Genomic DNA, 22,401 nt, shown 5'->3' with positions numbered 1-22,401 from the left:
GGGTGCCGCCCTCGGGTCACGCTCGACGGTCGAGTTCGTCCAGCAGGAGCGGTCGCTGGCGACGCAACTGGGCTTTCTCGCGGTGCAGGCGCTCGGTCTCGCGCTCGTCGGCGGCCTGCTCGCACGCCGTCGCCCGGCGCTGTTGGCTAACGTCGCCGACTCGGTGGTCCATCATTCGGTCGTCAGCGGCGTCGTCGGCGCGTTCACCGGCGCGACCGCGCTCGCGCTGTTCGTGTTCATGGCATTCACGCTGATTCTCGTCCCGGTGAGCCTGTTCGGTCTCGCGGTCGGCCTGCTCTCGGTCGCTTACGCTTACGTCGTCTACGGCTATCTGGTCGGCCGGGCGCTCCCCATCGACCGCCCGGACCGCGCCGCGGCCGCAGGCGTCGCCATCTTCGTCGTCGCCGCGGACCTCCTCGGCCGGATTCCGCTACTGGGGGTCGTCGTGCAGGGCCTCCTCGTCGTGACGGGTCTCGGCGCGGTGCTGATAACCTACTACGGGTTCCGGGAGTTCGAGCCCGCGCTTGCTGACTTCTCGGAGTAAGCGGTTGAGAGACAGGTCCACGACCTTCTAGGAAATAAAAATAATGTCTTCTTAATCCTATAGTCACCTTTACGGACGCTATCGACGCTCGTTCGACCCGGTTCGTCGGGGTCGAACCCCCCGATGTGACGCCGGAAATCGCCCCGGCACGACCTCGACCACACTGCTCTCTGACCGAGGAGTACCCTTTTGTCCGCGCTCCCCTACGTTCAGCTATGAGCAGACGAGCGAGCGCCCTCCTGAGTTGGTGCAGTTCCTTCGCCGTCGCGTACCTCCTCGGGTCGCGCGGCCGCGACCGGCGGGCGGGACTCCTCGCGGGCATCGGCGCGGGAACCGCCGCGGCGGCGACCGGGTGGGTCGCCTACGGCGTCGCCGAGGCGGTCGAGCGTCGCCTCGAAGTCGAGGCGGGCGTCGAACCGCGGTCCGGCGTCGAATCGCGGTCGGGAACGGGGTCTCGAAATTCGACGGTCGAGCGGAGATAACCCCGCCATGTTCGAGTTGCACATGGGCTGGCGACACCTGCTGTTCGCCAACTGGCCGGTCGCGCCCGAGGTCGTGGAACCGCACCTTCCCGACGCCCTCGCGGTGGATACCTACGACGCTACTGCGTGGCTGTCGGTCGTGCCGTACGTCAACGTGGACGTGCGCCCGCGGCGAATGCCGTCGGGATTCGGCGTGACACTACCGGAACTCAACCTCCGGACGTACGTCCGGCCCGAGGGAAGTCGAGACGCCAGCAACCGAACCGCCGCCGACCGGAAGTCCGACGGGAACGAAGCGTTCACCGACCGGACGCCCGGCGTCTACTTCTTCAGCCTCGACGCCGACGGTCTGCCGGGCGTGGGACTGGCGAGCGTCCTCGGCGCGCGCCTGCTCCACCACCTGCCGTACTACCGCGCCGACATCGACTGGTCGGTCGCGGACGGCGAGGTCCGCTTCGAGAGTCGCCGCCGCCATCCCGGCGCGCGGCCGGTCGCGTTCCGCGCGACCTACGGACCGACCGGCGAGGAGTTCCGTCCCGACCCCGACACCCTCGCGCATTTCCTGACCGAGCGGTATCGCTTCTACACCGAGGCCCCCGGCGGCGCGATTCGCTACGCCGACATCCGCCACGACCCGTGGACGCTCCGGGAGGCGAGCGCCGACGTAGGGACGAACACGCTGTTCCGCGCCAACGGCTTCGACGCGCCCGAGAGCGACCCGGTATGGTACTACAGTCGCGGTCTCGACATTCTGGCGTCGCCGAATCGAGAACTCGACTGACCCGCCGAGCGCGACCGAGGCGCGGTCGTCGGGGTCGCAGCGGTCGTCGCTCGGGGTCCGGCGGACGACTTTTCGGAGTCAGTCGGGCGTAAGCCACCTATGGCTCCGGACCGTTACGTTCCACGAACTCGATGGGGGGAGACGAACCCGGCGCGCGAGCGACGGCGGAATCGGGACGCGAGAGCCACCGGCACGGCGAGACCGAGGAGTCGGGGGAGACCGACCAGTCGAGCGAGTCGGGCGAGTCGCCCGAGACCGCCATCCGACTCGACGGCGTGACCGTCGATTTCGAGGAGGTCCGCGCGCTCGCCGACGTGGACCTCCGAGTCGAGGAGGGCGAGTTCGTCACGGTCATCGGTCCCTCGGGGTGCGGGAAGACGACCATGCTCCGGGCGGTCGGCGGCCTCCAAGCCCCGACCGCTGGCACCGTCAGCGTCGGCGGCGAGTCGCCCGACCGCGCCAGAGCGGCGGGCGAGTTCGGAGTCGTCTTCCAGCGCCACGCCCTGCTCCCGTGGAAGTCCGCGCTCGAAAACGTCGTCTTCCTCCGGAAACTGGCCGGGAAGTCGCCCGACCGCGACCGGGCGCGCGACCTGCTGGAGACGGTCGGTCTCGCGGGGTTCGCCGACGCTCGCCCCGCCGAACTCTCCGGCGGGATGCGCCAGCGCGTCGCCATCGCGCGGGCGCTCCACCTCGGGGCCTCGGTCCTCCTGATGGACGAACCGTTCGGCGAACTCGACGAACTCACCCGCGAGGAGATGGGCGTCGAGGTCCGGCGCGTCTGGCGCGAACAGCGAAAGACCGTCCTGTTCGTGACCCACAGCGTCCCCGAGGCGGTCTTCCTCGCCGACAGGTGCGTCGTGATGAGCGACGCCCCCGGCGAGATAGCGGGCGTCTTCGACGTGGACCTGCCCCGGCCCCGCGACGAATCGGTGTACGGCACGACCGCGTTTCAGGAGCAGGTCGCGCGCGTCCGAACCGCGCTCCACGAGGGGTACGAACTCCGGCGGGACCAACGCCGGTGACACTCACTGCATGAGCTACGCCGACCGCGTTCCTGCCGCGCAGGTCTCGCTCCCCGCCGGTGCGCTGGCCGTCGGCCTCCTCGCGTGGTGGGGCGTCGTCGCCCTGCTGGACGCGCCGCCGTATCTCCTCCCCTCGCCCGTCGCGGTCGGCGACCGACTGCTCGCGCGGCCGGGCCTCTATCTCCGGAACGCCGGTGTCACGCTCGAAACCGTCCTCGCCGGGGGTGCGGTCGGCGTCCTCGGGGGCTTTCTCGCGGCCGGGGTCGTCGTCCACTCGACGCTCCTCCGGCGGGCGCTCGCGCCCTACCTCGTCACGTTGCGCGTCCTCCCGAAAATCGCGGTCGCGCCGCTCCTGCTCGTCTATTTAGGCACCGGCGCGGGGACCGCGGTGACGTTCGTCGCGCTCGTCTCGTTCTTCCCGACGTTCGTGAGTTCGACCGCCGGTCTCCGGGAGACGCCCGACGAGTACCTCGACCTCCTCCGGTCGGTCGATGCGGGACCGGTCGAGACGTTCCTCCGCGTTCGGGTCCCGGCCGCGCTTCCCGCCGTCTTCGGGGGCCTGAAGCAGTCGGCCGCGCTCGCGGTCGTCGGCGCGGTCGTCGCCGAGTGGATTCTGACCGACGCCGGGTTGGGGTATCTGGTCCTCGTCGGCGCGGAGAACGTCCAGACCGACGCGGTGCTGGCGGCCGTCGTCGTCCTCTTCGCGGAGGGGATGGCGGTCTACGGCGCGGTCGCGGCGGCCGAGAGTCGCCTCTCGTGGTAGCGCAAAAATAGTACTCCGGATGGTATTTCGACCAGAGCGGTTTTCCACCGCGGCGTCGTGGCCTGCCACATGGAAGGGCTACGGTGGGTGCAACTGAGCGACGAGGAGCGCGACGACTTCCTCGGTAACGGCGGTACGGGGACGCTCTCGTTTTCGACCGAGAACGACGAACCGCCGTTCTCGTTGCCGGTCTCCTACGGCTACGACGCCGGAAGCTTCTACTTCAGACTCGCGTTCCCCGACGACAGCGCGAAAACGGAAGTGGTCGAGAATCCCGTCAGCTTCGTCACGCACGCCCGGACCGACGACGGGTGGCGGAGCGTCGTCGCCGCGGGGAAACTGGAAGACGTGACCGACATGGACTACGACTCGGCCGCGGTGCAGGGGATGTGGGCCGTGGACATCCCGAAGGTAGACGTGTTCGAGGACCCGCCGGACGACATCTCGTTCCGGCAGTATCGCCTCGTGCCCGAGAAACTGACCGGGCGAAAGGAAGTTCGTTCGGACGACTGACCGCCCGGACGGAGGGCCAGTCGGACGACCGAGTGACCGACCTCGGTTCGCCGACCTCCCAGCCTAATCGACCCGCCTCACCCCCAATCGACCCTGCGCTCGACCAGCGCGGGCAGGAGGTAGAACGTCACACCGAGCGCCGCCAGCACGAGGAGCGCCGCGACCATCCGGGCGGTCTGGAGTCGCGTCGAGGCCCGGAAGACCCGGTAGCCGATGCCCGCCTTCAGCGTCAGGAACTCCGCGACGACCGCGCCGACGACCCCCGCGGCGGCCGCGATTTTCAGGCCTGCGAACGCGTCGGGCGCGGCCGCCGGGAGGCGGACGCGGACGAACCGGGCGGTCGGGGACGCGCCGACCGACCGCGCTAGCGAGAGGTACTCCTCGGGCGTCGCCGACAACCCTTGATGAGTCGCTATCGTCACCGGGAAGACCGCCAGCGTCCCCGCGAGGAGCGCCCGCGCCGGAACCCCGTCGCCGAACCAGCGGAAGAGGAGGGGCGCGACCGCGACGACCGGGACGACCCGGAGCGCGACGACGTAGGGCCGGACGACCGCGCGAGTCGTCTCGGAGGCGGTCATCGCCATCGCCAACAGGACGCCGACGAGCGCGCCCCCGACGATTCCGAGGCCCGCCGTGGCGGCCGTGACGCCCGCCGCGCCGACGAGCGCGGGCCAGTGGGCCGCGAGCGCCGCGCCCACGTCGAACGGCGTCGGGAAGATAACGTCCGGCACTGCGGCGGTCCGGGCGGCGGCCCACCACGCGACCAGTCCGAGGAGGGCGACGACCAGCGGCGGCCCGGCGCGCGCGCCGACTGCGGACGCGCGCGACCCGGAAGCGGTCATCAGTCGCTACCGGTCGTGGTCGGTTCGTTCCCGGAAGTCGTGGTCGGGTCGTTTCCGGAAGTCGCGGTCGATTCGCTTCCGGAGGTCGCCGTCCGAGACGATTCGGGCGGCGTGACCTGCGCGGCGTACTCCCCGACGTACCGGTAGTCGGTGTCGAGGTACTCGTTGGTCCAGACCGACGCGGGGTCCACCTCGCCCCCGAGGAGTTCCGCCCCGCGGAGCGCCTCGTAGGTCGTTTGCCACGGCTTCCCGTCGCTCCACCCGAACGCCTGCTGGCGAACCGACTCCGAGAGGACGTACTGGCTGGCCATCTCGACCCACTTGGCGCGCTGGACCTCGGCGGTCTCCGAGAGAGCGGGGTTGGCCGCGAGTAGCTCGTCGGTCGCTTTCTGAGGATTGTCGGTCGCCCACGCCGCGCCCCGAGCGGTCGCGTTGAGGAACCCGCGGACCGTCTCGGGATTCTCGGCCGCGAACTCGTCGTTCGCGGCGACGACGTGCCCGTAGGAGGGAATCGTCTCCGCGACCGAAACCGACGAGACCTGCTCGGCTTTCCGGCGGGCGACCACCGCGTCGGCGAAGACGCCGCCCGCGGCGTCTATCTCCCCGCCGAGCAACTGCTGGACCGTGTCGAATCCGGTGTCCACGAGTTCGACCTCCGAGAGGACGCCCCGCTGTTCGAGGAGCAGTTTCGTGAGAATCCGCACCATGCCGGGGCCGGTACCGACCGTCTTGCCCGCGAGTTGGTCGGCGCTGGTCAACTCGCCGCCGAAGGTCTCGCGGGTGGTGAACACCACGACCGGACTGCGTTGCATCATCACGCCGACCGACCGGGGCGCGAGGCCCCGCGAGTTGACGTTGAGTATCTGGCTCGCGCCGGTGACCGCCAGCGGAGCGTTACCCAGTCCGACCTGCTTGGCCGCGAAGTCCGACCCCTGTCCGGACTCGATTCCGGTCAGGTTCACCCCCTGCTCGTCGTAGTAGCCCCGCGCCTTCGCGGCGTAGTAGGGCACGTGAAGCCCGTTTGGCTTCCAGTTGAGCAGGAGCGAGACGCCGCTCAACTGGCCGGAGGTGACGCCGACCGCTCCCGTCAGTCCGACCGCCGAGACGCCTGTCGTTCGAAGAAATTCCCGTCGTGTCTCCCCCATCGTTTCCGTCACGAGACACGAGTGTCGGAGTGATAATCGTTCGGGCGGAACGGCGGCCGACCGCGAGTCGTCAGGCCCCGCCGCTCTCGGTCGTGGTCGTCTCGTCGTCGGTGGCTCCGCTCCGGGCCTCCGCGGGAACCGTGGTGGTCTCGTTGCCCTCCGCGGTGGTCTGAGTGGCCTGCGCGGTGGTCTGAGTCGATTGCGTGGTCGTCTCCGTCGCCTGCACGGTCGTCTGAGTCGCTTGAGCGGTCGTCTCGGTCGCTCCGGCGGTCTCGCCCGTCGAGACGCCCGAGACGTTCAGGCTCGCGAGGTCCGCGCCCCCGACGACCGCGCTCTCGGCCGAGATTGCGGGCTGGCCCTCGGTCTGGGTTCCGCTCTCGGACTGGTTCGCGGTCGCGGCGTCGGCGTTCACCGAGACGTTCTCGGCCGCGCCCGCGCGGACCGTCGCGCTCCCGACTTCGAGTCCCTCGACGGTCTGGTTCTGCAAGACGGCCTCACCCATGACGGTTCGCGTCTCGATTCGCAGACGGCCCGACTCGCCGACCAGCGCGGTCGCCAACTCCTCGTCGTTGATGCTGACGTTCGTGAGCGTCAGGTCGGTCACGTTGCCCGCGGCCTCGATGCGCTGGACCGACACGTCGCTGTATGTCTGGTTCGTGACGTTCTCGGCCGACTCGCTCTCCACGGTCAGGTCCCCGACGCTGGCGTCGAGGAGGGTCACGTTCCGGAGGACGAGCCGGTCTATCGTGACGTTCCGGGCGGTCACGTTCGTCGCTCCCGGTTGCCCGCCAGCCTGCGCCGTCGTCTGCGTCGCGTTTCCGGCGGTAGTCGTCTCGTTGTCGGCGGCGGTCGTCTCGCCACCGGTAGCGGCGGTCGTCTCGTCGTCGGTGGCCCCGCTCCGGGCCTCCGCGGGAACCGTGGTGGTCTCGTTCGTGCCAGCGGCGGTCCGTGTCGTCTCCTGCATCGTCGTCTCCTCGTCCATCGTCGTCGCCTCGTCCATCGTGGTCTGATTCGTCGTCGTTTCCTGTCTGACAGAATCGGCGGTCCCGGCCGTCGGCGAACCGGTCGCGCCGAGTCCGACGCCGCCCGCGACGAGGAGCAGCGCCGTCAGCAGTGCTATCAGTGTCGTCGTGTCGTTCATCCCGTAGTTTCGTACAGCGACGCCGGGGATAAACGGCCGAGACGGTTCCGAGCCTCGGTCGGCACCGTTCCGGAGTACAGGCGGATTACGACCGGACCGACGGGGTTACAGTCGGCTTACCTCCGGAGGGCGGCCGTCTCGGCCGCGGGGCGGGTCCGGCGGAGTAGCGACGGGAACGGGCCACTACGCTGGCACAACGGAACCGACCGGCGCGGAACAGTCGTCGGCGATCGGCGTGGAACGGTCGTCGCCGACCGGCGCGGAACGGTCGTCGGGTTCGAGCCGGGATTCCGAGGTCGTGGCGGTGACAATGAGCTTCGTCAACTCGACGCTCGTGTCGGAACCGCGCTCGCAACCGCCGCCCGAAAAAGAAGCACTCGACGTTCGGTTTCGCGGAGGTCTCAGCCCTCGAAGCCGCCGGAGGTCCAGACCGTTATCTCGTCGTCGGCCGCCACCGCGACGTACTGGGTGCCCTCGGTCGGGTCGTCCCAAACCACCGGCGAGGGGGTGATGCGGTCGGCGTCGGTCTCGGCGCTCCAGATGCGCTCGCCGGTCTCGGTGTCGAGCGCGTAGACGTGCCCGCCCGACGAGGGGACGAACAGGACGCCGCCCCCGGTCGCGGTCGTCCCGCCGGGCCAGATGCGCCAGTGGGACCACTCGGGGTTCACGTCCGGGAGTTCGGTCCGCCACGCGAGGTCGCCGGTCGCGGGGTCCACCGCCTGCACGAACGCGGAGTGGGAGGTGTCCTCCGAGGCGAGTCGCGACCCGCCCTCCGCGAGCGTGATGTCGCCCTGCGTCTCGTACTCCCAGTCGGGGTCGTAGGAGACGCGCTGGGCCGCGTCCACCGCCGCGACGTAGCGTAGCCCGGTGTCGGGGTCGTAGGCGCACGGCGGCCACTCGGTCGCGCCGATGGTGCCCGGCCAGCAGGTCCCGGCGTTCTCCTCGCCGCGGGGCGGGAGCGCGAGGAAGTGGTCGGCCCACTCGTGGTCCTGCTCGGTCCACGGCGCGGTGCGTTCGAGGAGCCGCCCGGTCTCGGCGTCGTAGACGTAGGTCCACCCGGCCTTCTGGTCGGTCGAGACGGCACGGTGGGTCTCGCCGTCCACTTCGAGGTCGAAAACCGTCGGAGTGGCGTGGCTGTCGTAGTCCCACAGCTCGTGGGGAATCTGCTGGCTGGCCCACTCCACGTCGCCGGAGTCGAGGTCGATGGCGACGATGGAGTTCGAGTGCTTGTTCGGTCCCGGCCGGACGATGCCGTTCATCATCGGGCAGGGGTTGCCCACCGCGTAGAAGACGTTGTTCGTCTCCGGGTCGATGGAGGGACTCATCCACGGCGCGTTGCTGGCGAACCGCCAGCTATCCCCTATCCACGCGTCCTTCGGAGCCATGTTGACCTGCCACCGAACGTCGCCCGACTCCGCATCGACCGACGAGGCGACACACCAGCCCCCGAAGTCGCCGCTCATGCCGACGAGAATCCGCCCGTCGTAGGCGATGGGCGCTTGGCTAATGGACATCCGTTTCGGCTGGTCCATCTCGCGCTGTTGCTCGTCGGTGAGCATCAGCGTCTCCCACTCCTTCTCGCCGGTGTACCGGTCGAGCGCGACCAGATACGAGTCGGTCGTCGCGAAGTACACCTTGTCCTGCCAGACGGCGACGCCGCGGTTGCGACCGGTCTGGCCCGCGGCGTCCTCCGGGAGCGCGTACTTGAACTGCCAGTACTTCTCGCCGGTGCGGGCGTTGGCCGCGACGACGGCGAGGTTGCTGGTCGTGTAGTACATCACCGGCGGGTCCGACGGGACGACGACGGGGTTCGTCTCGATGCCCGCGCTGTCGGTCGGGATGGTGTACTTCTGTTCGAGGCTGGCGACGTTGTCGGCGTCGAGTTGGTCGGCGGGCGTGTAGCCGCGCTGGCCCAGTCCCTTGTCGTAGGTGAGCCACGAGTCGCGGCGCTCGTCGTCCTCCTCTAACATTCCGGTCGTCACGTTCATCTCGGGGACCGGCTCTTGGGTCGCGCCCGGTCCCGGCGGTTCTTGGAGTTGCTCGGTCTGCTGGCCGCCGGGGCTGGGACCCTCGCCCGCGATTTCTACGTCGCCGACCATCGTGTTGGGGTGGACGGTGCAGATGTACCGGTCCATCTCCTCGGTGGCCTGAAACGACAGCGTGACCATCTCGCCCTGCGAGGAGTACACCTCGGTTCCGACGACGCGGTTCCCGTCGGCGTCCTGAATCACGAAGTTGTGGGGCGCGCCGTCGACGTTCTCCCAGACGACTCGGTACGTGTTCCCGGCTTCCAAGTTCAGCGTCGGATTCGATTGCCCCTCGATTCGGGAGGGCGCGCGGCCCTGCCACGCGGCGGTCGCGCCGCCGAGTCTGAACTCGGTGGTGAAGCCCGGACGGTTGAAGTGGACGAGTTGGTCCTCGCCGCGGGCCTCCGGCCCGGTGTCGATGTAGTGGGGTCGTTCCTCCGGTTCGATCTCCTCGGTCGTGGGGTCGATATCGGCGGGCATGTCAGTTGGGAACCTCGATGTCGTTCGTTCGCTCGGCGCGCATCTCCTCGGTCACCCAGTAGGCGTCCCGCGGCAGGAGGTTCTGGGCGATGGCCTGTAGGGCGAATCCGGACGACAGCAGACCAGCGAGTTCGTCGTCGCCGGTCCCGTCCTCCTCGGCGATTCGGCGCGCACCGTCGGCCATCAGGTCGAACCCGGCCGCCATCGCGCGGGCGTCCCACGCCGCGTCGGCCAGAATCTCGTCGGTCAGGATGACGCCGTTGCGCCAGAGGTGGTCGTCCAAGTCCTCCAACCAGAGGAGGACGCCGCCCGCGGCGGCCTTCGTCATCGCGGGGACGTGTTCGCCCATCTCCATCTGCTCGCGGGGCAGTTGGTCGGTGGCGACCCAGTGGCGCTCGCCGATTCGCTCGCGGTGGCCGACGACGGTCGCCAACAGGTCCACGAGTTCCTGCTCGGAGAAGCTGTGGTCCGAGAGCGTGCCAGCCAGTCCGTCGCTGACGACGAACCGGCGCACGCTGTCTTCGATGTACTCGGGCGAGAACTCCGGCAGTCGCTCGGTCGTACTCTCGAAGAAGCCGACCTCGCCGAGGTGGTCGTACGTCGGTCGGGCCGCCGCGGCGACTGCGGCGAACTCCTCGCGCGGCCCCTCGTTCGCGCCGGGGAGACCCCGGTCGGGAACCGCGGTCAGGTCGGCCGCCGCCCCGGCGAGGTCGGCCCGACCCGCCGCCAGCAGGTCGGCGTCGAGCGACCCCGCCACGTCGCTCCGAATCGCCTCGCCGACGGACGCGAGTTCGGTTCCCCCGCCGGTCTCGACCGCGTCCCGCACGTCGCCGAGCGTCGCTCCTCCGGCCGCGACCGCTCCACCGGCACCCAGTGCCTTGAGGAACTCCCGGCGCTGTTCGTCAGAAATTTTCCGCTCTCCGTGTCCATGAACCATGCTTCGAAAGAGAACCGCGGGAACGGGATAAGGGGCCAAATCCGTTGCTCTCGGTTGCACGTTTCAAGCACTCGTTCGGGAGAGACGGAGATAGACCACGGATTCGAAGGGAGCGGTACGCTCGGGATACGCCCGCCGCTCTCGGACGCTCCGGGTTCCGTCGCCGACCGGTGACGACCCGCTCGGGGTTGGTGGCGACCCGTCGCGAGGCGGTAGCGACCCGTCGCGGACTGCCGGTGACCGCGGGCGGTGACGGATTCCCGAGCGACGGGAACCGGACCGTCCGCGTCGTAATCGCTCGTTTCGGCCCGAATCCATTTACCGCATGTCGGTGACTTGGTACGAGATGGTTCCGTTACAGCAGTTCGAGTGGCCGACCACGACCGAGGAGTTCATCGCCCAGTTCGGCGACCTCCTCTGGGACGTGGCCGCGTTCCTCGTCGCGTTCGTGGTGGTGTACCTCCTCGGGCGGTACGTGCTGGTTCGGGTCGTACGGCGGTCGCTGTCGGCCCGCGGATTCGACACCGCGGTCGTGCAGTTGGCGACGACGACCGCGGGTGCGATAGCCCTGTTCGTGGCCGTCGCGGTGGCGTTCACGGTCGCGGGGTTCGGGAGTTTTCTGGCGGCGTTCGCCACGTTGGGGGGCGCGCTCGCGTTGGCGCTCGGGTTCGCCGCGCAGGATTTGGTCGCCAACTTCGTCGCGGGCGTGTTCATCCTCAAGGACAAGCCCTTCGAGGTCGGCGACTGGATAGAGTGGAACGACTCGTCGGGCGTCGTCCGCGAGGTTGACCTCCGGGTCACGAAGGTCGAGACGTTCAACAACGAGGTCGTCACGGTGCCCAACTCGACGCTGGCCAACAACGCGGTGACGAACGCGATGGCCAACGACCGACTCAGACTCCAGTTCGTCTTCGGCATCGGCTACGACGAGGACATCGACGCGGCCCGAGACATCATCCTCGAAGACGCCCGGTCGCTCCCCGACGTACTGGACGACCCCGAACCGACGGTCCGGACGACCGAACTCGCCGACTCCTACGTCGGACTCGAATCCCGCATCTGGATAGACGACCCCGGCCGCGGGAAGTTCAAGTCGGTCCTCTCGGAACACGTCGAGGGCGTCAAAGAGCGGTTCGACGCCGAGGAGATAGAGATGCCCTACCCCTACCGGGAACTCACCGGCGGCATCTCCGTCGAGGAGGCCAGCCAACTCGACCAAGCGGACGTGACCGGCGAGTGAGCGTCGGGGACCTCCTCGTTTTTCAACCGAGTGACACCAGTCTCGCGCGCGCGTGTGCGAGGGATTTATCAGGGCGGAACTGCTACCCTGAATCAGGTTTTATGAGTCAGGAAAGTGAATACGGGGCCGGGCAGATTCAGGTCCTCGAAGGCTTACAGGCGGTTCGGAAACGCCCGGCGATGTATATCGGTTCTACCGACACACGAGGGTTACACCACCTCGTGTTCGAAGTCGTTGACAATTCTATCGACGAGGCGCTCGCCGGTTACTGTGACTCGATTGAGGTAAACGTCCACGACGACGGCTCGGTCAGCATCGCGGACGACGGCCGGGGCATCCCCGTGGACACCCACGACGAGTACGACAAGCCCGCCGTTGAGGTCATTCTGACCGTCCTCCACGCTGGCGGCAAGTTCGACAACAAGTCCTATCAGGTCTCCGGCGGCCTCCACGGCGTCGGCGTCTCGGTGGTCAACGCGCTGTCCGCCAGACTCGAAGTCGAGGTCAAGCGCGACGGCGCGCTCTGGCATCAGGAGTTCGAGCAGGGCGAACCCGCGACGAAACTGGAGCGCGTCCGGGACCTCGACGCCGACGAGGAGACCGGCACCGAGATTCGATTCTGGCCCGACGGCGACATCTTCGAGACGACCGAGTTCACCTACTCGACGCTGGAGAGTCGCCTGCGGGAACTCGCCTTCCTCAACTCCGGGGTCGAAATCGCGCTGGACGACCGGCGCGAGGACGGCGACTCGGACACCTTCGAGTACGAGGGCGGGATTCGGGAGTTCGTGGAGTACCTCAACGAGACCAAGACCCCGCTCCATCAGGAGGTCATCTACTTCGAGGACGAGGACCAGAACATCCAAGTCGAGGTGGCGATGCAGGCTACCGACGAACTGCAGGGGTCCATCCACGCCTTCGCTAACAATATCAACACCCGCGAGGGCGGCACGCACCTCACCGGATTCAAGACGGCCCTGACGCGGTTCGTCAACGACTACGCCAAGGACAACAACCTCTTGGGCGACTTGGACGAAAATCTGAAGGGCGAAGACGTGCGCGAAGGACTGACCGCGGTCATCTCGGTCAAGCACCCCGACCCGCAGTTCGAGGGCCAGACCAAGACGAAACTCGGCAACAGCGAGGTCCGGGGCATCGTGGAGTCGGCGATTCACGAGGGGCTGGACACCTACTTCGAGGAGAACCCGACGACAGCCGAGGCCATCGTCTCGAAGGCAGTCGAGGCCGCGAAGGCCCGGAAGGCCGCACAGAAGGCCGAGGAGCTGACCCGCCGGAAGAACGCGCTGGCCTCGACCGCGCTCCCCGGTAAACTGGCCGACTGCCAGTCGCGCGACCCCAGCGACTCCGAACTGTTCGTGGTCGAGGGCGACTCCGCGGGCGGGTCGGCCAAGCAGGGCCGCAACCGCGAGAATCAGGCCATCCTCCCGATCAAGGGGAAGATTCTGAACGTCGAGAAACACCGCCTCGACCGTATCTTGGAGAACGACGAGATTCGGTCGCTCATCACCGCCATCGGCACGGGCATCGGCGAGGAGTTCGACATCGAGGACGCCCGATACGAGAAGGTCATACTGATGAGCGTCGATGGCGACGAACACGGGTTCGTCCGAGACGGTGAGGGCCGGACTCGGTTCGTCCGCATCGGCGAGTTCATCGACGGGGTAATCGAGGCTGACGGCGATGGCTACGAGGAGTACGAGGTGTTGTGCTTCGGTCGGGACGACAACGAAACCAAGTTCCGGCCTATCGACCAAGTTATCCGGCACGAGATCGACGAACCGCTCTACCGCATCGACACCGCCTACGGCCGCGAACTCAAGGTGACGGCATCTCACAGCGTCTTCACCTACGAGGACGGCGAGGTCGAACTGGCGAAGGGCGACGAGATTTCGGCTGGCGACCGAATCGTCGCTCCTCGCTCGGCCCCGCTCGCTACCGACGACGCTCCCGAGAAAATCGATTTGCTCGCGGAGTTCGTAGAGCGTGCCGACGACATCGACTCGGAGATTTATGCACGCGGTGACGGTATCGAAGCGATGTTCAAGCACCGCGTCCGTGACGAGTACGCGGACGACGCGAAGTGGACCGAGTCCCGCGTCGAAATCCCCGAAGACGTACGTGCCACGCTCCGGCAGGAGCGAAACGCGCGGGGGATGACTCAACAAGAGGTCTGTGACACGGTGGGCGTCAGCCAGCCGATTACTGTCTCGCAGTGGGAACGTGGCGAGAACCGACCGACGGTGTCGAACTTCCGCGCCTACTGCGAGGCGGTCGGCGTCGAAGCGGGGTCGGTCATGAGTTCGGTCACGCAGGCCGGGTCGCTCCTCGACCAGCGTTGGGACGAGCAGTACGAAGGTGCCCAGTCGAACCGGGTCCGCGATTACGTGCGAGTGAGTGAACTGACCGAGCAGGACTTGGAACGTATCCCCGACGAAGCCGAGGTCGAACTGACGCCGGAACACTACGCCGAGGAGGGTATCGACCGGTACGTCGAGGTGGACGAGACGCTACTGGACCTGTGTGGAATGTACGTCGCCGACGGGTCGTCGTCGCCACGGAACGGCGTTCGACTCGCAATGGGTGAGAAAGACGCCTCGCTGATACCGAAGTACTGCGACGCGTTCGAACACGTCTTCGGTATCCGGGGCAAGCACAGCGAGTACGAGAGCCGAGTGGACGAGGTGAAGCTAATCAATCGAGTTGCGGCAGTCGCGTGGGAACGCGTCTTCGGCTTCGACGGGGAAACGGCGGCCGAGAAGACGGTCCCGGACCTCGCGTTCAACGTCCCCGAGGATCTTCAGAAAGCGTTCCTCCGGGGCTACCTGCTCGGCGACGGAACGGTCGGCGACGACAAGGTCGCTTGGACGACGACATCGCGGGACCTCGCGAGTGGTCTGATGTACCTGCTATCCGCACAGGGCGTCGTCTCCTCGCGTTCGACGCTTGACCCCGATCAGTTGAACGAGTCGGGTGACGAAATCGAGAACGTCCGCGAGCGACACACGATTTCGGTCTCGACGCGTACCGACCTCGAACGACTTCGGGACGTGTGGGACGCCCACCGGGACGCCGACCGACTTCGAGCGAAAGTCGAATCCGAGCGCGACAAGCACGCGAACCGCGCGTTCGAGGAGATCTCCGACGACCTGATTGCAGTCGAGGTCCGCGAAACCGAGACGGTAGAACCGACGAGCGAGTACGTATACGACTTCTCGGTCGAGAGCGACGAGAACTTCGTGGCGGGAATCGGAGGGCTGTGTGCGCACAACACCGACGCCGACGTGGACGGCGCGCACATCCGGACGCTCCTGTTGACGCTCCTGTATCGCCACATGAAGCCCCTCATCGAAGCGGGCTACGTCTACGCCGCCCAGCCGCCCCTCTACCGGGTTCGCTACCGCGGCGAGACCTACGACGCCATGACCGAGGAGGAACGCGAGCGGATTATCGAAGAGGAGTGCGACGGCAACCCCACGCAGGTCCAGCGATTCAAGGGACTGGGCGAGATGAACCCCGACCAGCTCTGGGAGACGACGATGGACCCCGACAACCGCATCCTCAAGCGCATCACGGTCGAGGACGCCGCGGCCGCGGACAAGATGTTCTCGGTCCTGATGGGCGACGCGGTCGAACCGCGCAAGCAGTTCATCAAGGAACACGCGACCGAGGCCGAGTGGGTAGACATCTGACCGTCGGCAGTCGCACACACCACCGACACCAAAACGACACATGAGTTCAGACGTACCCGAACCGACAGACGTGGACGCTGCACGTATCGACACCGCTCGCATCGAAGACGAGATGGAGCAGAGCTACATCGACTACGCGATGTCCGTCATCGCGGGTCGAGCCTTACCCGACGTTCGCGACGGTCTCAAGCCCGTCCACCGGCGCATCCTCTACGCGATGCACGAGGAGGGCGTCACCAGCGGGTCGAGCCACCGGAAGTCCTCGTCCATCGTGGGCGAGACGATGGGTAACTACCACCCGCACGGCGACAGCCCCATCTACGACGCGATGGTCCGGATGGCCCAAGACTTCTCGATGCGCTACCCTCTCGTGGACGGCCAAGGGAACTTCGGCTCGGTGGACGGCGACCCGCCCGCCGCGATGCGGTACACCGAGGCCCGGATGGCCCCCATCGCCGAGGAGCTACTGTCCGACATCGACATGGACACGGTGGACTTCTCGGCCAACTACGACGACCGCCTGCAGGAACCGGACGTGCTTCCCGCGGCGTTCCCGAACCTGCTGGTCAACGGCTCGTCGGGTATCGCGGTCGGGATGTCCACGAACATCCCGCCGCACAACCTCGGCGAGATAATCGACGCGACCATCGAACTCATCGACAATCCCGACGCGACCGTCGAGGACCTGATGGACCACGTGAAGGGACCGGACTTCCCGACCGGCGCGAACATCGTCGGGCACAACGCGGTCCACGCCGCGTACAAGACCGGCCGGGGGCGCATCCGCGTCCGCGCCGAGTACGAGGTCGAGGAGCGCGAGAACGGGAGCGACCGCATCGTCATCACGGAACTCCCCTACCAGACCAACAAGGCCCGGATGGTCGAGAAGATAGCCGACGCGGTCAACGACGGCGCTATCGAGGGCATCCGTGACCTGCGCGACGAGTCGGACCGCGACGGCATCCGCATCGTCGTGGAGTTGAAGCGCAACGCGATGGCGGAGGTCGTCAAGAACCAACTGCTCGAACGCTTCCTCGAAAAGACGTTCGGCGTCATCAACCTCGCGCTGGTGGACGGCCAACCGCAGGTCCTCACGCTGAAAGAGACCCTGCGCCACTACCTCGACCACCGCAAGGAGGTCGTTCGGCGGCGCAGTCAGTACGAACTCGGCGAGAAGCAAGACCGCGCTCACATCCTCGACGGCCGACTCACGGCGCTCGAACACGCCGACGACGTGGTGGACATCATCCGAGACGCCGAGGACCGCGACGACGCGAAGGCCGCGCTCCGGGAGGCCTACGAGTTCTCCGGCGACCAAGTGGACCACATCGTCCGGATGCAGTTGGGCAGTCTCACCTCGATGGAGGCCGCCGAAATCGAGGACGAGTACGACGAGGTGCAGGCCCGCATCGAGCGACTGGAGACGATTCTGGGCGACGAGGAGGAACTCCTCTCGGTCATCGAGGAGGAACTCCTCGCCATCAAGGACGAGTACGACGACGACCGCCGGACCTCGTTCATCGAGGACACCGACGAGGTGACCCGCGAGGACCTCATCGCCGAGGAGGACGTGGTCGTCGTCGTCACCGAGCAGGACTACGTGAAACGGATGCCCGTCTCGCAGTTCGACGCCCAGAACCGCGGCGGCAAGGGCATCATCGGCGGCGACATCAAGGAGGGCGACCGGGTGTCGAAGGTGTTCCGAGCGAACACTCACGACTACCTCCTCTGTTTCACCAATCAAGGGCAGGTCTACCGCCTGAAGACCTACGAGATTCCCGAGATGTCCCGGACCGCGCGGGGTAAGTCCGCCATCAATCTGCTGGACTTGGACGACGGCGAGGAGATAACCGCGGTCGTCAACACCGACGACTTCGAGGACGAGGAGTGTCTGAGCATGGTCACGCGCGACGGCTACGTCAAGCGGACCGCGGCCTCCGAGTTCGACAACATCCTCTCGACGGGCATCATCGCCGCGAAGTTGGAGGACGGCGACGAACTCGTGGACGTGAAGGTGACGAACGGTTCGACCGACCTGCTGGTCGCCACCCGCGAGGGGATGGCGATTCGGTTCGACGAGGACGAGGCCCGCGAGATGGGCCGCAACGCCCGCGGCGTCCGCGGCGTGGACCTCGAAGGCCAAGATAAAGTCGCGGGGATGGTCGCGGTCGAGGACGACACCGAGCAGGACCTGCTGACGGTCACGGAGAACGGCTACGGCAAGCGGACGCCGCTCACCGAGTACCGCAAGCAATCGCGTAACGGCAAGGGACTCGTGGACATCAAGACCGGCGACCGCAACGGGCGGGTCACGTCGGTCAAGGCAGTCGGTCCGGCCGACCACCTCGTCATCATGAGCGAGAGCGGCCAGATAATGCGCATCCGAGCGGCCGACATCTCCGAGGTCGGCCGGAACACGATGGGCGTGAAAGTGATGGAACTCGAAGGCGACGACGGCGTGGCCACCGTGGACGTGATTCCGGACGCGAACGGCGACGACGCGGCCGAGACCGACGAGACTGGCGAGACCGACGAATAACCGCCCGACCGTCTTTAGTTACCTGCGATTTCCGCGACGCCCCACAGGTCTTCGACTTCGTAGTCCGGTTCGACCGACAACTCGACGTTTGCGCAGTGGTCGCGGCGGACGAAGACGGAATCGAGACCGGCGCGGTGGGCCGCCACCACGTCGCTCTCGCTGTCGCCGACGTAGAGGCCGGTCTCGGCACCGAGGTCGGCCATCGCGCGGTCGAGGAAGTGGGGGTTCGGCTTCTTCACGTCGATGCTCTCGATGCCGATTTTCCGGCCGTAGTGGGTCCCGAACCAGTCGGCGAACTCGCAGTGGTCGAGGATGAACTCGATGGTCTCGTGTTGGTTGGAACTGACGAGGCCGAAGTCGTGGGGTAACTCCTCGACGGCGGCCACGTCGTCGTAGCGCGCTCGCCGCCCGTCGCGGAACTCGTCGCGTTGCCCCGCGACGGCGCGGCGGTCGCGGGCGGTCCAGAACTCGTCTGGGTCCACGCCGTAGGTCTCGCAGACCGCTCGCAGGCGCTCGGGCGTGACGCCCCGTTCCACGTCGGCGATGTGCTGGTCGTCGGGCGACTCGACGCCCACCGCGCGGAAGGCCTCCTCGGCGGCCGCACGCAGGGTCGCGTCGCTCGGCGGTTCGACCAGCACGCCGTCGTTGTCGAAGACGATTGCGTCGTAGTCGGCCATTCGTCCGGTCACGCTCGCGCCGGAGCCTTCACCGTGTCGGTTCGTAGGGGTCGGGATGTCGGTCGTACCGCGAGCGACGGACCGGCCGCAAGCGACGGACTGACCGCAAGCAACGGACCAGCCGCAAGCGAACGACCGTACTACAGAATCCGCTTCCCGAGACCGCTCGCGGCCAGTTCGGTCGCCAACTCGGCGGTCTCGTTGTGTTCGTCCAAGATGGCGTTGACTTCCACGACCTCCAGCGACCGGAGGATACCTTCCGTCTCGTCGCGCTCGGCGACCGTCTCCAGCGCGGAGTGGGCCTCCCGGTAGCTCACGCCGCCCCGGACCGGCGTCCCGACGCCGGGCGCTTCCTTCGGGTCGAGCCAGTCCATGTCGAGGCTGACGTGGATGCCGTCGGTGCCGTCGGTCGCTACGTCCAGCGCGTCCTCGACGACCGGCGTGACGCCGCGCTCGTCGATGTCCGACATGGTGTAGGCGGTCACGTCGCTCTCGCGGATGGCCCGGCGCTCGTCGTCGTCCAGTCGCCGGAGACCGACCAGCGCGACGTTCTCCTCGCTGATGGTCGGGGCGTTGGCCCACTCGGTGTCGGCGAAGTCGCCGATACCGAGGAGTGCCGCCAGCGGCATCCCGTGGACGTTACCCGACGGTGACGTTTTGGGCGTGTTGAAGTCGCCGTGGGCGTCGAACCAGACCACGCCGAGGTCGGCGTCGCGGGCCGCGCCCCTCGCGGTCCCGATGGCGATGGAGTGGTCGCCGCCGAGGACGAGCGGGAACTGCCCGGCGTCGATGGCGTCGGCCACCTCGTCGGCGAGGCGCGTACACACGTCGGCGGTCTCGCGGAGGAACTTGGCGTTCCCCTCGCTGGGAGCCTCGGCCTCGGGGTCGCGCTCCTCGGCGCGGGGGACCGGCAGGTCGCCCACGTCGGTCACGTCGAGACCGAGCGCGTCGAGTTCGTCGGCGAGTCCGGCGTATCGGATGGTAGACGACCCCATGTCCACGCCGCGTCGGTCCGCGCCGAGGTCCATCGGGACGCCGATGATTCGCACCTGTTCGTTCATACGAGCGAGTTCGAGGGGGTGTGATAAAGAAGACGTGATTTTCATCTGTTATGGTATCGGCTCGGTTTGGACTGTTCCGACAGAATAACAAATATTCTTGTATTTAAATAGGAGATCAGTTACGTAATTGTTCCATGCTTCGACTCGGATACTACGTGAAAATACCGTATTAAAAATACAAATAAATATATTGGGAAAACTTTAATAAAAGCAAATGATAGAGAAAATATGGTCAACGAAGACCAAGTCAAGAGAAGAAGTGTACTCAAAAAAGTGGGCGTAAGCGGAGTTCTCGCTCTCGGAATGTCAGGGTCGGCGTCGGCTTCGGAAGTTACTACTGACATCGATTCACTCCTTTCGACAGAAAAAGTACGATCAATCCAAGACGCACTACCTGATCTTCAACTACAAGACCAGCGTGCAAAGACTGTCGCGGCCGGACCCGAAGAAGACCCGACATTCGTTACCCACACGGAGATTCCAGCTAACTTTGGGACACTAAACGTCGTTGAGTTCGCGGATAGCGAGTTCGAAGTCGTCTTCGATTTCAAGAATTACAGACCGAATTTCGACGTGGATTGGCCGCGCGGTACGGATGCTAAACTCTACGGAGCAGAAGATGGAGCCGTCTTCGTCCGCGGCGCTACCGACGCGGAAACCGAAAGAGTCGCCGCGGCCATCGGAAAAGATGCCACGGAGATCACCGTGTCCACAACGTCCGAAATGGATGGCTTCCGAGTAATTGAGGCTAACGCCTCCAGCGAAACGGTCGAGATATTCCGAGTCGAACGAGGCGTCACGGCCGCTTCATCTACGCCGGGACTAGAGGTCGTCAGTCACGAGGTCATCGACGCGAACGGAGGAGACGGAGTCCGAACCGCCTCGTGTGACTGTGGTGTAGTGTTCGCTAACGTAGTCCTCTGCCTCAACCAACTGGGCGTCTGCTCGCTGTGTCTCGGTACGTCACTCGGAGGGCCAGCAGCAACCATTGCGTGCGCCATCGGCACGGGCTGTATCAGTATTGCTGACATCTGGACAGGTTGTACTGCACTCGTGAGTTCGCGCGATTGTGTCGTCGACTGCGTCACTAGTGCCTAGAGTTCAATCGAACTACTTTAGGGCGTTCTGACACGGTCGAAGAAAACGAGCTGTCGATGAGCCAAACTATTTTCCTCACTCGTCTATAACGATATAATATGGCCGCCTCGATCAAACCGCTCCGCACCGCGTGGACTGCGGCGACTGATTACGACTCGAAGCGACTGCAGGGGTTCGTCGCCGTCGCCTCGGTGATACTCGGCTTCCTCGTGTCGTGGGTACTGAGTCTCGTTTGGATAGAACTGTTCGGATTCTCTCGGATTATGACTACGCTCACGAGGTACGTCGCTATCTTCGCTCTCTTTTTCTTTTTGAGCTATCTCGTCAACAAATCCTCTCTTTTCGAATAAACGATCGAGAACGTCGAACCGGAGTTACTCCTCGTAGTACGAACAGACGCGCTTCAGACCCTCGCCGAAGCTAATCTCCGGTTCCCACCCGGTCGCTTCCTTCATTTTCGAGGAGTCCGCCATCGTGTCGTGGACGTACACTTTCTCGGGAATCGGGTTCTCGACGTACTCCGGTTCGATGTCGGTGCCCAACGCGTCGTTGAGTCGCTCGACCAGCGTGTTCAGACTGTAGGACTCGCCGGTCCCGAGGTTGTAGATGCCGGTGAGTTCGTGGTCCGCGGCGAGTTCGAGGCCGCGAGCGATGTCCGAGACGTGAGTGAAGTCCCGCGTCTGGGTGCCGTCGCCGTAGATGACAGGAGCCTCGCCGTTCGCGAGGTCGTCGGCGAACTGCGCGATGAGGTTGGCGTACTCGTCTTTGTGTTCCTCCGCACCGCCGAAACCCTCGTAGACGCTGAAAAACCGCATCCCGGCCATGTTCATGTCGTAGTGGTACGCGAAGTACTCGCCGTAGCGTTCCCGCGCGAGCTTCGAGGCCTCGTAGCCGGTCCGGGCGGTCACGTCCATCTCCTCGGGCGAGGGTTCGGTCCGGTCGCCGTAGATGGACGAAGTCGAGGCGTAGACCACGGTGTCACAGCCGTCCTCTCGGACCTGCTCGACCGTGTTGACGAACCCCTCGACGTTGACGCGCGCGCCCTTCGTCGGGTCCTCCTCGTGCATGGGGTACGACGACAGCGCCGCGAGGTGAAAGAGTACGTCTACCTCCTCGGTCGGCAAGTCGTCGTCCAGCACGCTCACGTCGTGGAACTCGACCTCCTCGTCCAGATTCTCGGGCGTGCCGAGATAGCAGTCGTCCACCGCGAGAACGTCGTTGTCGTCGGCGAGATGGTTCGCCAAGTTCGACCCGATGAAGCCCGCGCCGCCGGTGACGAGGACTCGTTTCCCTTGCATATCCGGTTGCACCTCCGCCACCGTCAAATCGCTGTCGCTCCTCGCCGAACGAAGCCGACGTGTCGGCGGTCCGAACCCCGCGATTTCGCGCAGTGGGTTGT

At 66.2% G+C, this 22,401-nt stretch carries 19 protein-coding genes and 2 pseudogenes; 12 read left to right on the top strand and 9 right to left on the bottom strand.

Annotated features, from left to right (window positions below; translation table 11 throughout):
* Positions 1–16: 16 nt before the first annotated feature.
* Positions 17–175 (bottom strand): hypothetical protein, encoded by a 159-nt coding sequence (locus EPL00_RS06190; RefSeq protein ID WP_162224160.1) that lies wholly within the window; start codon positions 173–175, stop codon positions 17–19.
* On the opposite strand from EPL00_RS06190, the gene EPL00_RS06185 reads away from it, so the two are divergent.
* The 6 genes from EPL00_RS06185 (at position 164) to EPL00_RS06160 (ending at position 4,105) form a co-directional block, all read left to right on the top strand.
* On the top strand, positions 164–544 hold the full coding sequence (locus tag EPL00_RS06185) for a hypothetical protein (protein ID WP_135851329.1): 381 nt from the start codon (positions 164–166) through the stop codon (positions 542–544). The two genes, EPL00_RS06190 and EPL00_RS06185, sit on opposite strands and share 12 nt — an antisense overlap.
* A gap of 215 nt (positions 545–759) precedes the next feature.
* Entirely contained in the window at positions 760–1,026 is a 267-nt protein-coding gene (locus EPL00_RS06180; protein WP_135851330.1) for a hypothetical protein, read from the top strand.
* Between the two features lie 22 nt (positions 1,027–1,048).
* A complete protein-coding gene (locus tag EPL00_RS06175; RefSeq protein ID WP_135852448.1) occupies positions 1,049–1,807 on the top strand; it encodes a YqjF family protein in 759 nt (252 codons plus the stop codon).
* A 131-nt stretch (positions 1,808–1,938) separates the two neighbouring features.
* Entirely contained in the window at positions 1,939–2,829 is an 891-nt protein-coding gene (locus EPL00_RS06170; RefSeq protein ID WP_135851331.1) for an ABC transporter ATP-binding protein, read from the top strand.
* A 10-nt stretch (positions 2,830–2,839) separates the two neighbouring features.
* Complete coding sequence (locus EPL00_RS06165) at positions 2,840–3,592, top strand: ABC transporter permease (RefSeq protein ID WP_135851332.1); 753 nt, start codon at positions 2,840–2,842, stop codon at positions 3,590–3,592.
* Positions 3,593–3,661: 69 nt separating this feature from the next.
* Positions 3,662–4,105, top strand: a complete 444-nt coding sequence (locus EPL00_RS06160; RefSeq protein ID WP_135851333.1) for a pyridoxamine 5'-phosphate oxidase family protein — start codon at positions 3,662–3,664, stop codon at positions 4,103–4,105.
* Positions 4,106–4,182: 77 nt separating this feature from the next.
* Here EPL00_RS06160 and EPL00_RS06155 read toward each other — a convergent pair whose 3' ends face one another.
* The 5 genes from EPL00_RS06155 to EPL00_RS06135 all read right to left on the bottom strand — a co-directional run bounded on the left by EPL00_RS06155 (position 4,183) and on the right by EPL00_RS06135 (position 10,677).
* Positions 4,183–4,947, bottom strand: a complete 765-nt coding sequence (locus EPL00_RS06155; protein ID WP_135851334.1) for an ABC transporter permease — start codon at positions 4,945–4,947, stop codon at positions 4,183–4,185.
* A complete protein-coding gene (locus EPL00_RS06150; protein ID WP_135851335.1) occupies positions 4,947–6,092 on the bottom strand; it encodes an ABC transporter substrate-binding protein in 1,146 nt (381 codons plus the stop codon). Before EPL00_RS06150 ends, EPL00_RS06155 begins: the two co-directional genes overlap by 1 nt.
* 70 nt (positions 6,093–6,162) lie before the next feature.
* Entirely contained in the window at positions 6,163–7,233 is a 1,071-nt protein-coding gene (locus EPL00_RS06145; protein ID WP_135851336.1) for a hypothetical protein, read from the bottom strand.
* A 401-nt stretch (positions 7,234–7,634) separates the two neighbouring features.
* Complete coding sequence (locus tag EPL00_RS06140) at positions 7,635–9,740, bottom strand: outer membrane protein assembly factor BamB family protein (protein ID WP_135851337.1); 2,106 nt, start codon at positions 9,738–9,740, stop codon at positions 7,635–7,637.
* Position 9,741: 1 nt separating this feature from the next.
* The gene (locus tag EPL00_RS06135; protein WP_135851338.1) at positions 9,742–10,677 is read right to left on the bottom strand and encodes a twin-arginine translocation signal domain-containing protein; all 936 of its coding nucleotides are present in this window, start codon (positions 10,675–10,677) and stop codon (positions 9,742–9,744) included.
* 346 nt (positions 10,678–11,023) lie between these two features.
* On the opposite strand from EPL00_RS06135, the gene EPL00_RS06130 reads away from it, so the two are divergent.
* The 4 genes and pseudogenes from EPL00_RS06130 to gyrA all read left to right on the top strand — a co-directional run bounded on the left by EPL00_RS06130 (position 11,024) and on the right by gyrA (position 18,166).
* Positions 11,024–11,917 (top strand): mechanosensitive ion channel family protein, encoded by an 894-nt coding sequence (locus tag EPL00_RS06130; RefSeq protein WP_202932548.1) that lies wholly within the window; start codon positions 11,024–11,026, stop codon positions 11,915–11,917.
* A gap of 101 nt (positions 11,918–12,018) precedes the next feature.
* A pseudogene (locus tag EPL00_RS24270) lies at positions 12,019–15,201 on the top strand (DNA gyrase subunit B); the annotation flags it as partial.
* Between the two features lie 6 nt (positions 15,202–15,207).
* Positions 15,208–15,627: pseudogene (locus tag EPL00_RS24265) on the top strand (DNA topoisomerase IV subunit B); the annotation flags it as partial.
* A 40-nt stretch (positions 15,628–15,667) separates the two neighbouring features.
* Positions 15,668–18,166, top strand: a complete 2,499-nt coding sequence (gene gyrA, locus EPL00_RS06120) for a DNA gyrase subunit A (RefSeq protein WP_135851341.1) — start codon at positions 15,668–15,670, stop codon at positions 18,164–18,166.
* A 14-nt stretch (positions 18,167–18,180) separates the two neighbouring features.
* On the opposite strand, the gene EPL00_RS06115 is transcribed toward gyrA, so the two are convergent.
* Positions 18,181–18,843, bottom strand: a complete 663-nt coding sequence (locus EPL00_RS06115; RefSeq protein ID WP_135851342.1) for an HAD family hydrolase — start codon at positions 18,841–18,843, stop codon at positions 18,181–18,183.
* Positions 18,844–18,983: 140 nt separating this feature from the next.
* Positions 18,984–19,904, bottom strand: a complete 921-nt coding sequence (gene rocF / locus EPL00_RS06110; protein ID WP_135851343.1) for an arginase — start codon at positions 19,902–19,904, stop codon at positions 18,984–18,986.
* 228 nt (positions 19,905–20,132) lie between these two features.
* On the opposite strand from rocF, the gene EPL00_RS06105 reads away from it, so the two are divergent.
* On the top strand, positions 20,133–21,002 hold the full coding sequence (locus tag EPL00_RS06105) for a hypothetical protein (RefSeq protein ID WP_135851344.1): 870 nt from the start codon (positions 20,133–20,135) through the stop codon (positions 21,000–21,002).
* A 98-nt stretch (positions 21,003–21,100) separates the two neighbouring features.
* Positions 21,101–21,352, top strand: coding sequence for a hypothetical protein (locus tag EPL00_RS06100; RefSeq protein WP_135851345.1), 252 nt, complete (start codon positions 21,101–21,103; stop codon positions 21,350–21,352).
* Between the two features lie 24 nt (positions 21,353–21,376).
* On the opposite strand, the gene EPL00_RS06095 is transcribed toward EPL00_RS06100, so the two are convergent.
* Entirely contained in the window at positions 21,377–22,300 is a 924-nt protein-coding gene (locus EPL00_RS06095; protein WP_135851346.1) for an NAD-dependent epimerase/dehydratase family protein, read from the bottom strand.
* Positions 22,301–22,401 lie beyond the last annotated feature (101 nt).

The organism is Halorussus salinus, assembly GCF_004765815.2.
Lineage (GTDB): Archaea > Halobacteriota > Halobacteria > Halobacteriales > Haladaptataceae > Halorussus > Halorussus salinus.
This window is presented reverse-complemented; position numbering and strand designations above follow the sequence as displayed.

Coding starts and splice junctions, on each gene's coding strand:
- EPL00_RS06105 (WP_135851344.1), top strand. CDS start 20,133: ATGGTCAACGAAGACCAAGTCAAGAGAAGAAGTGTACTCAAAAAAGTG.
- EPL00_RS06095 (WP_135851346.1), bottom strand. CDS start 22,300: ATGCAAGGGAAACGAGTCCTCGTCACCGGCGGCGCGGGCTTCATCGGG.
- EPL00_RS06165 (WP_135851332.1), top strand. CDS start 2,840: ATGAGCTACGCCGACCGCGTTCCTGCCGCGCAGGTCTCGCTCCCCGCC.
- rocF (WP_135851343.1), bottom strand. CDS start 19,904: ATGAACGAACAGGTGCGAATCATCGGCGTCCCGATGGACCTCGGCGCG.
- EPL00_RS06135 (WP_135851338.1), bottom strand. CDS start 10,677: ATGGTTCATGGACACGGAGAGCGGAAAATTTCTGACGAACAGCGCCGG.
- EPL00_RS06160 (WP_135851333.1), top strand. CDS start 3,662: ATGGAAGGGCTACGGTGGGTGCAACTGAGCGACGAGGAGCGCGACGAC.
- EPL00_RS06100 (WP_135851345.1), top strand. CDS start 21,101: ATGGCCGCCTCGATCAAACCGCTCCGCACCGCGTGGACTGCGGCGACT.
- gyrA (WP_135851341.1), top strand. CDS start 15,668: ATGAGTTCAGACGTACCCGAACCGACAGACGTGGACGCTGCACGTATC.
- EPL00_RS06175 (WP_135852448.1), top strand. CDS start 1,049: ATGGGCTGGCGACACCTGCTGTTCGCCAACTGGCCGGTCGCGCCCGAG.
- EPL00_RS06130 (WP_202932548.1), top strand. CDS start 11,024: ATGGTTCCGTTACAGCAGTTCGAGTGGCCGACCACGACCGAGGAGTTC.
- EPL00_RS06145 (WP_135851336.1), bottom strand. CDS start 7,233: ATGAACGACACGACGACACTGATAGCACTGCTGACGGCGCTGCTCCTC.
- EPL00_RS06170 (WP_135851331.1), top strand. CDS start 1,939: ATGGGGGGAGACGAACCCGGCGCGCGAGCGACGGCGGAATCGGGACGC.
- EPL00_RS06150 (WP_135851335.1), bottom strand. CDS start 6,092: ATGGGGGAGACACGACGGGAATTTCTTCGAACGACAGGCGTCTCGGCG.
- EPL00_RS06115 (WP_135851342.1), bottom strand. CDS start 18,843: ATGGCCGACTACGACGCAATCGTCTTCGACAACGACGGCGTGCTGGTC.
- EPL00_RS06155 (WP_135851334.1), bottom strand. CDS start 4,947: ATGACCGCTTCCGGGTCGCGCGCGTCCGCAGTCGGCGCGCGCGCCGGG.
- EPL00_RS06180 (WP_135851330.1), top strand. CDS start 760: ATGAGCAGACGAGCGAGCGCCCTCCTGAGTTGGTGCAGTTCCTTCGCC.
- EPL00_RS06140 (WP_135851337.1), bottom strand. CDS start 9,740: ATGCCCGCCGATATCGACCCCACGACCGAGGAGATCGAACCGGAGGAA.
- EPL00_RS06190 (WP_162224160.1), bottom strand. CDS start 175: ATGATGGACCACCGAGTCGGCGACGTTAGCCAACAGCGCCGGGCGACG.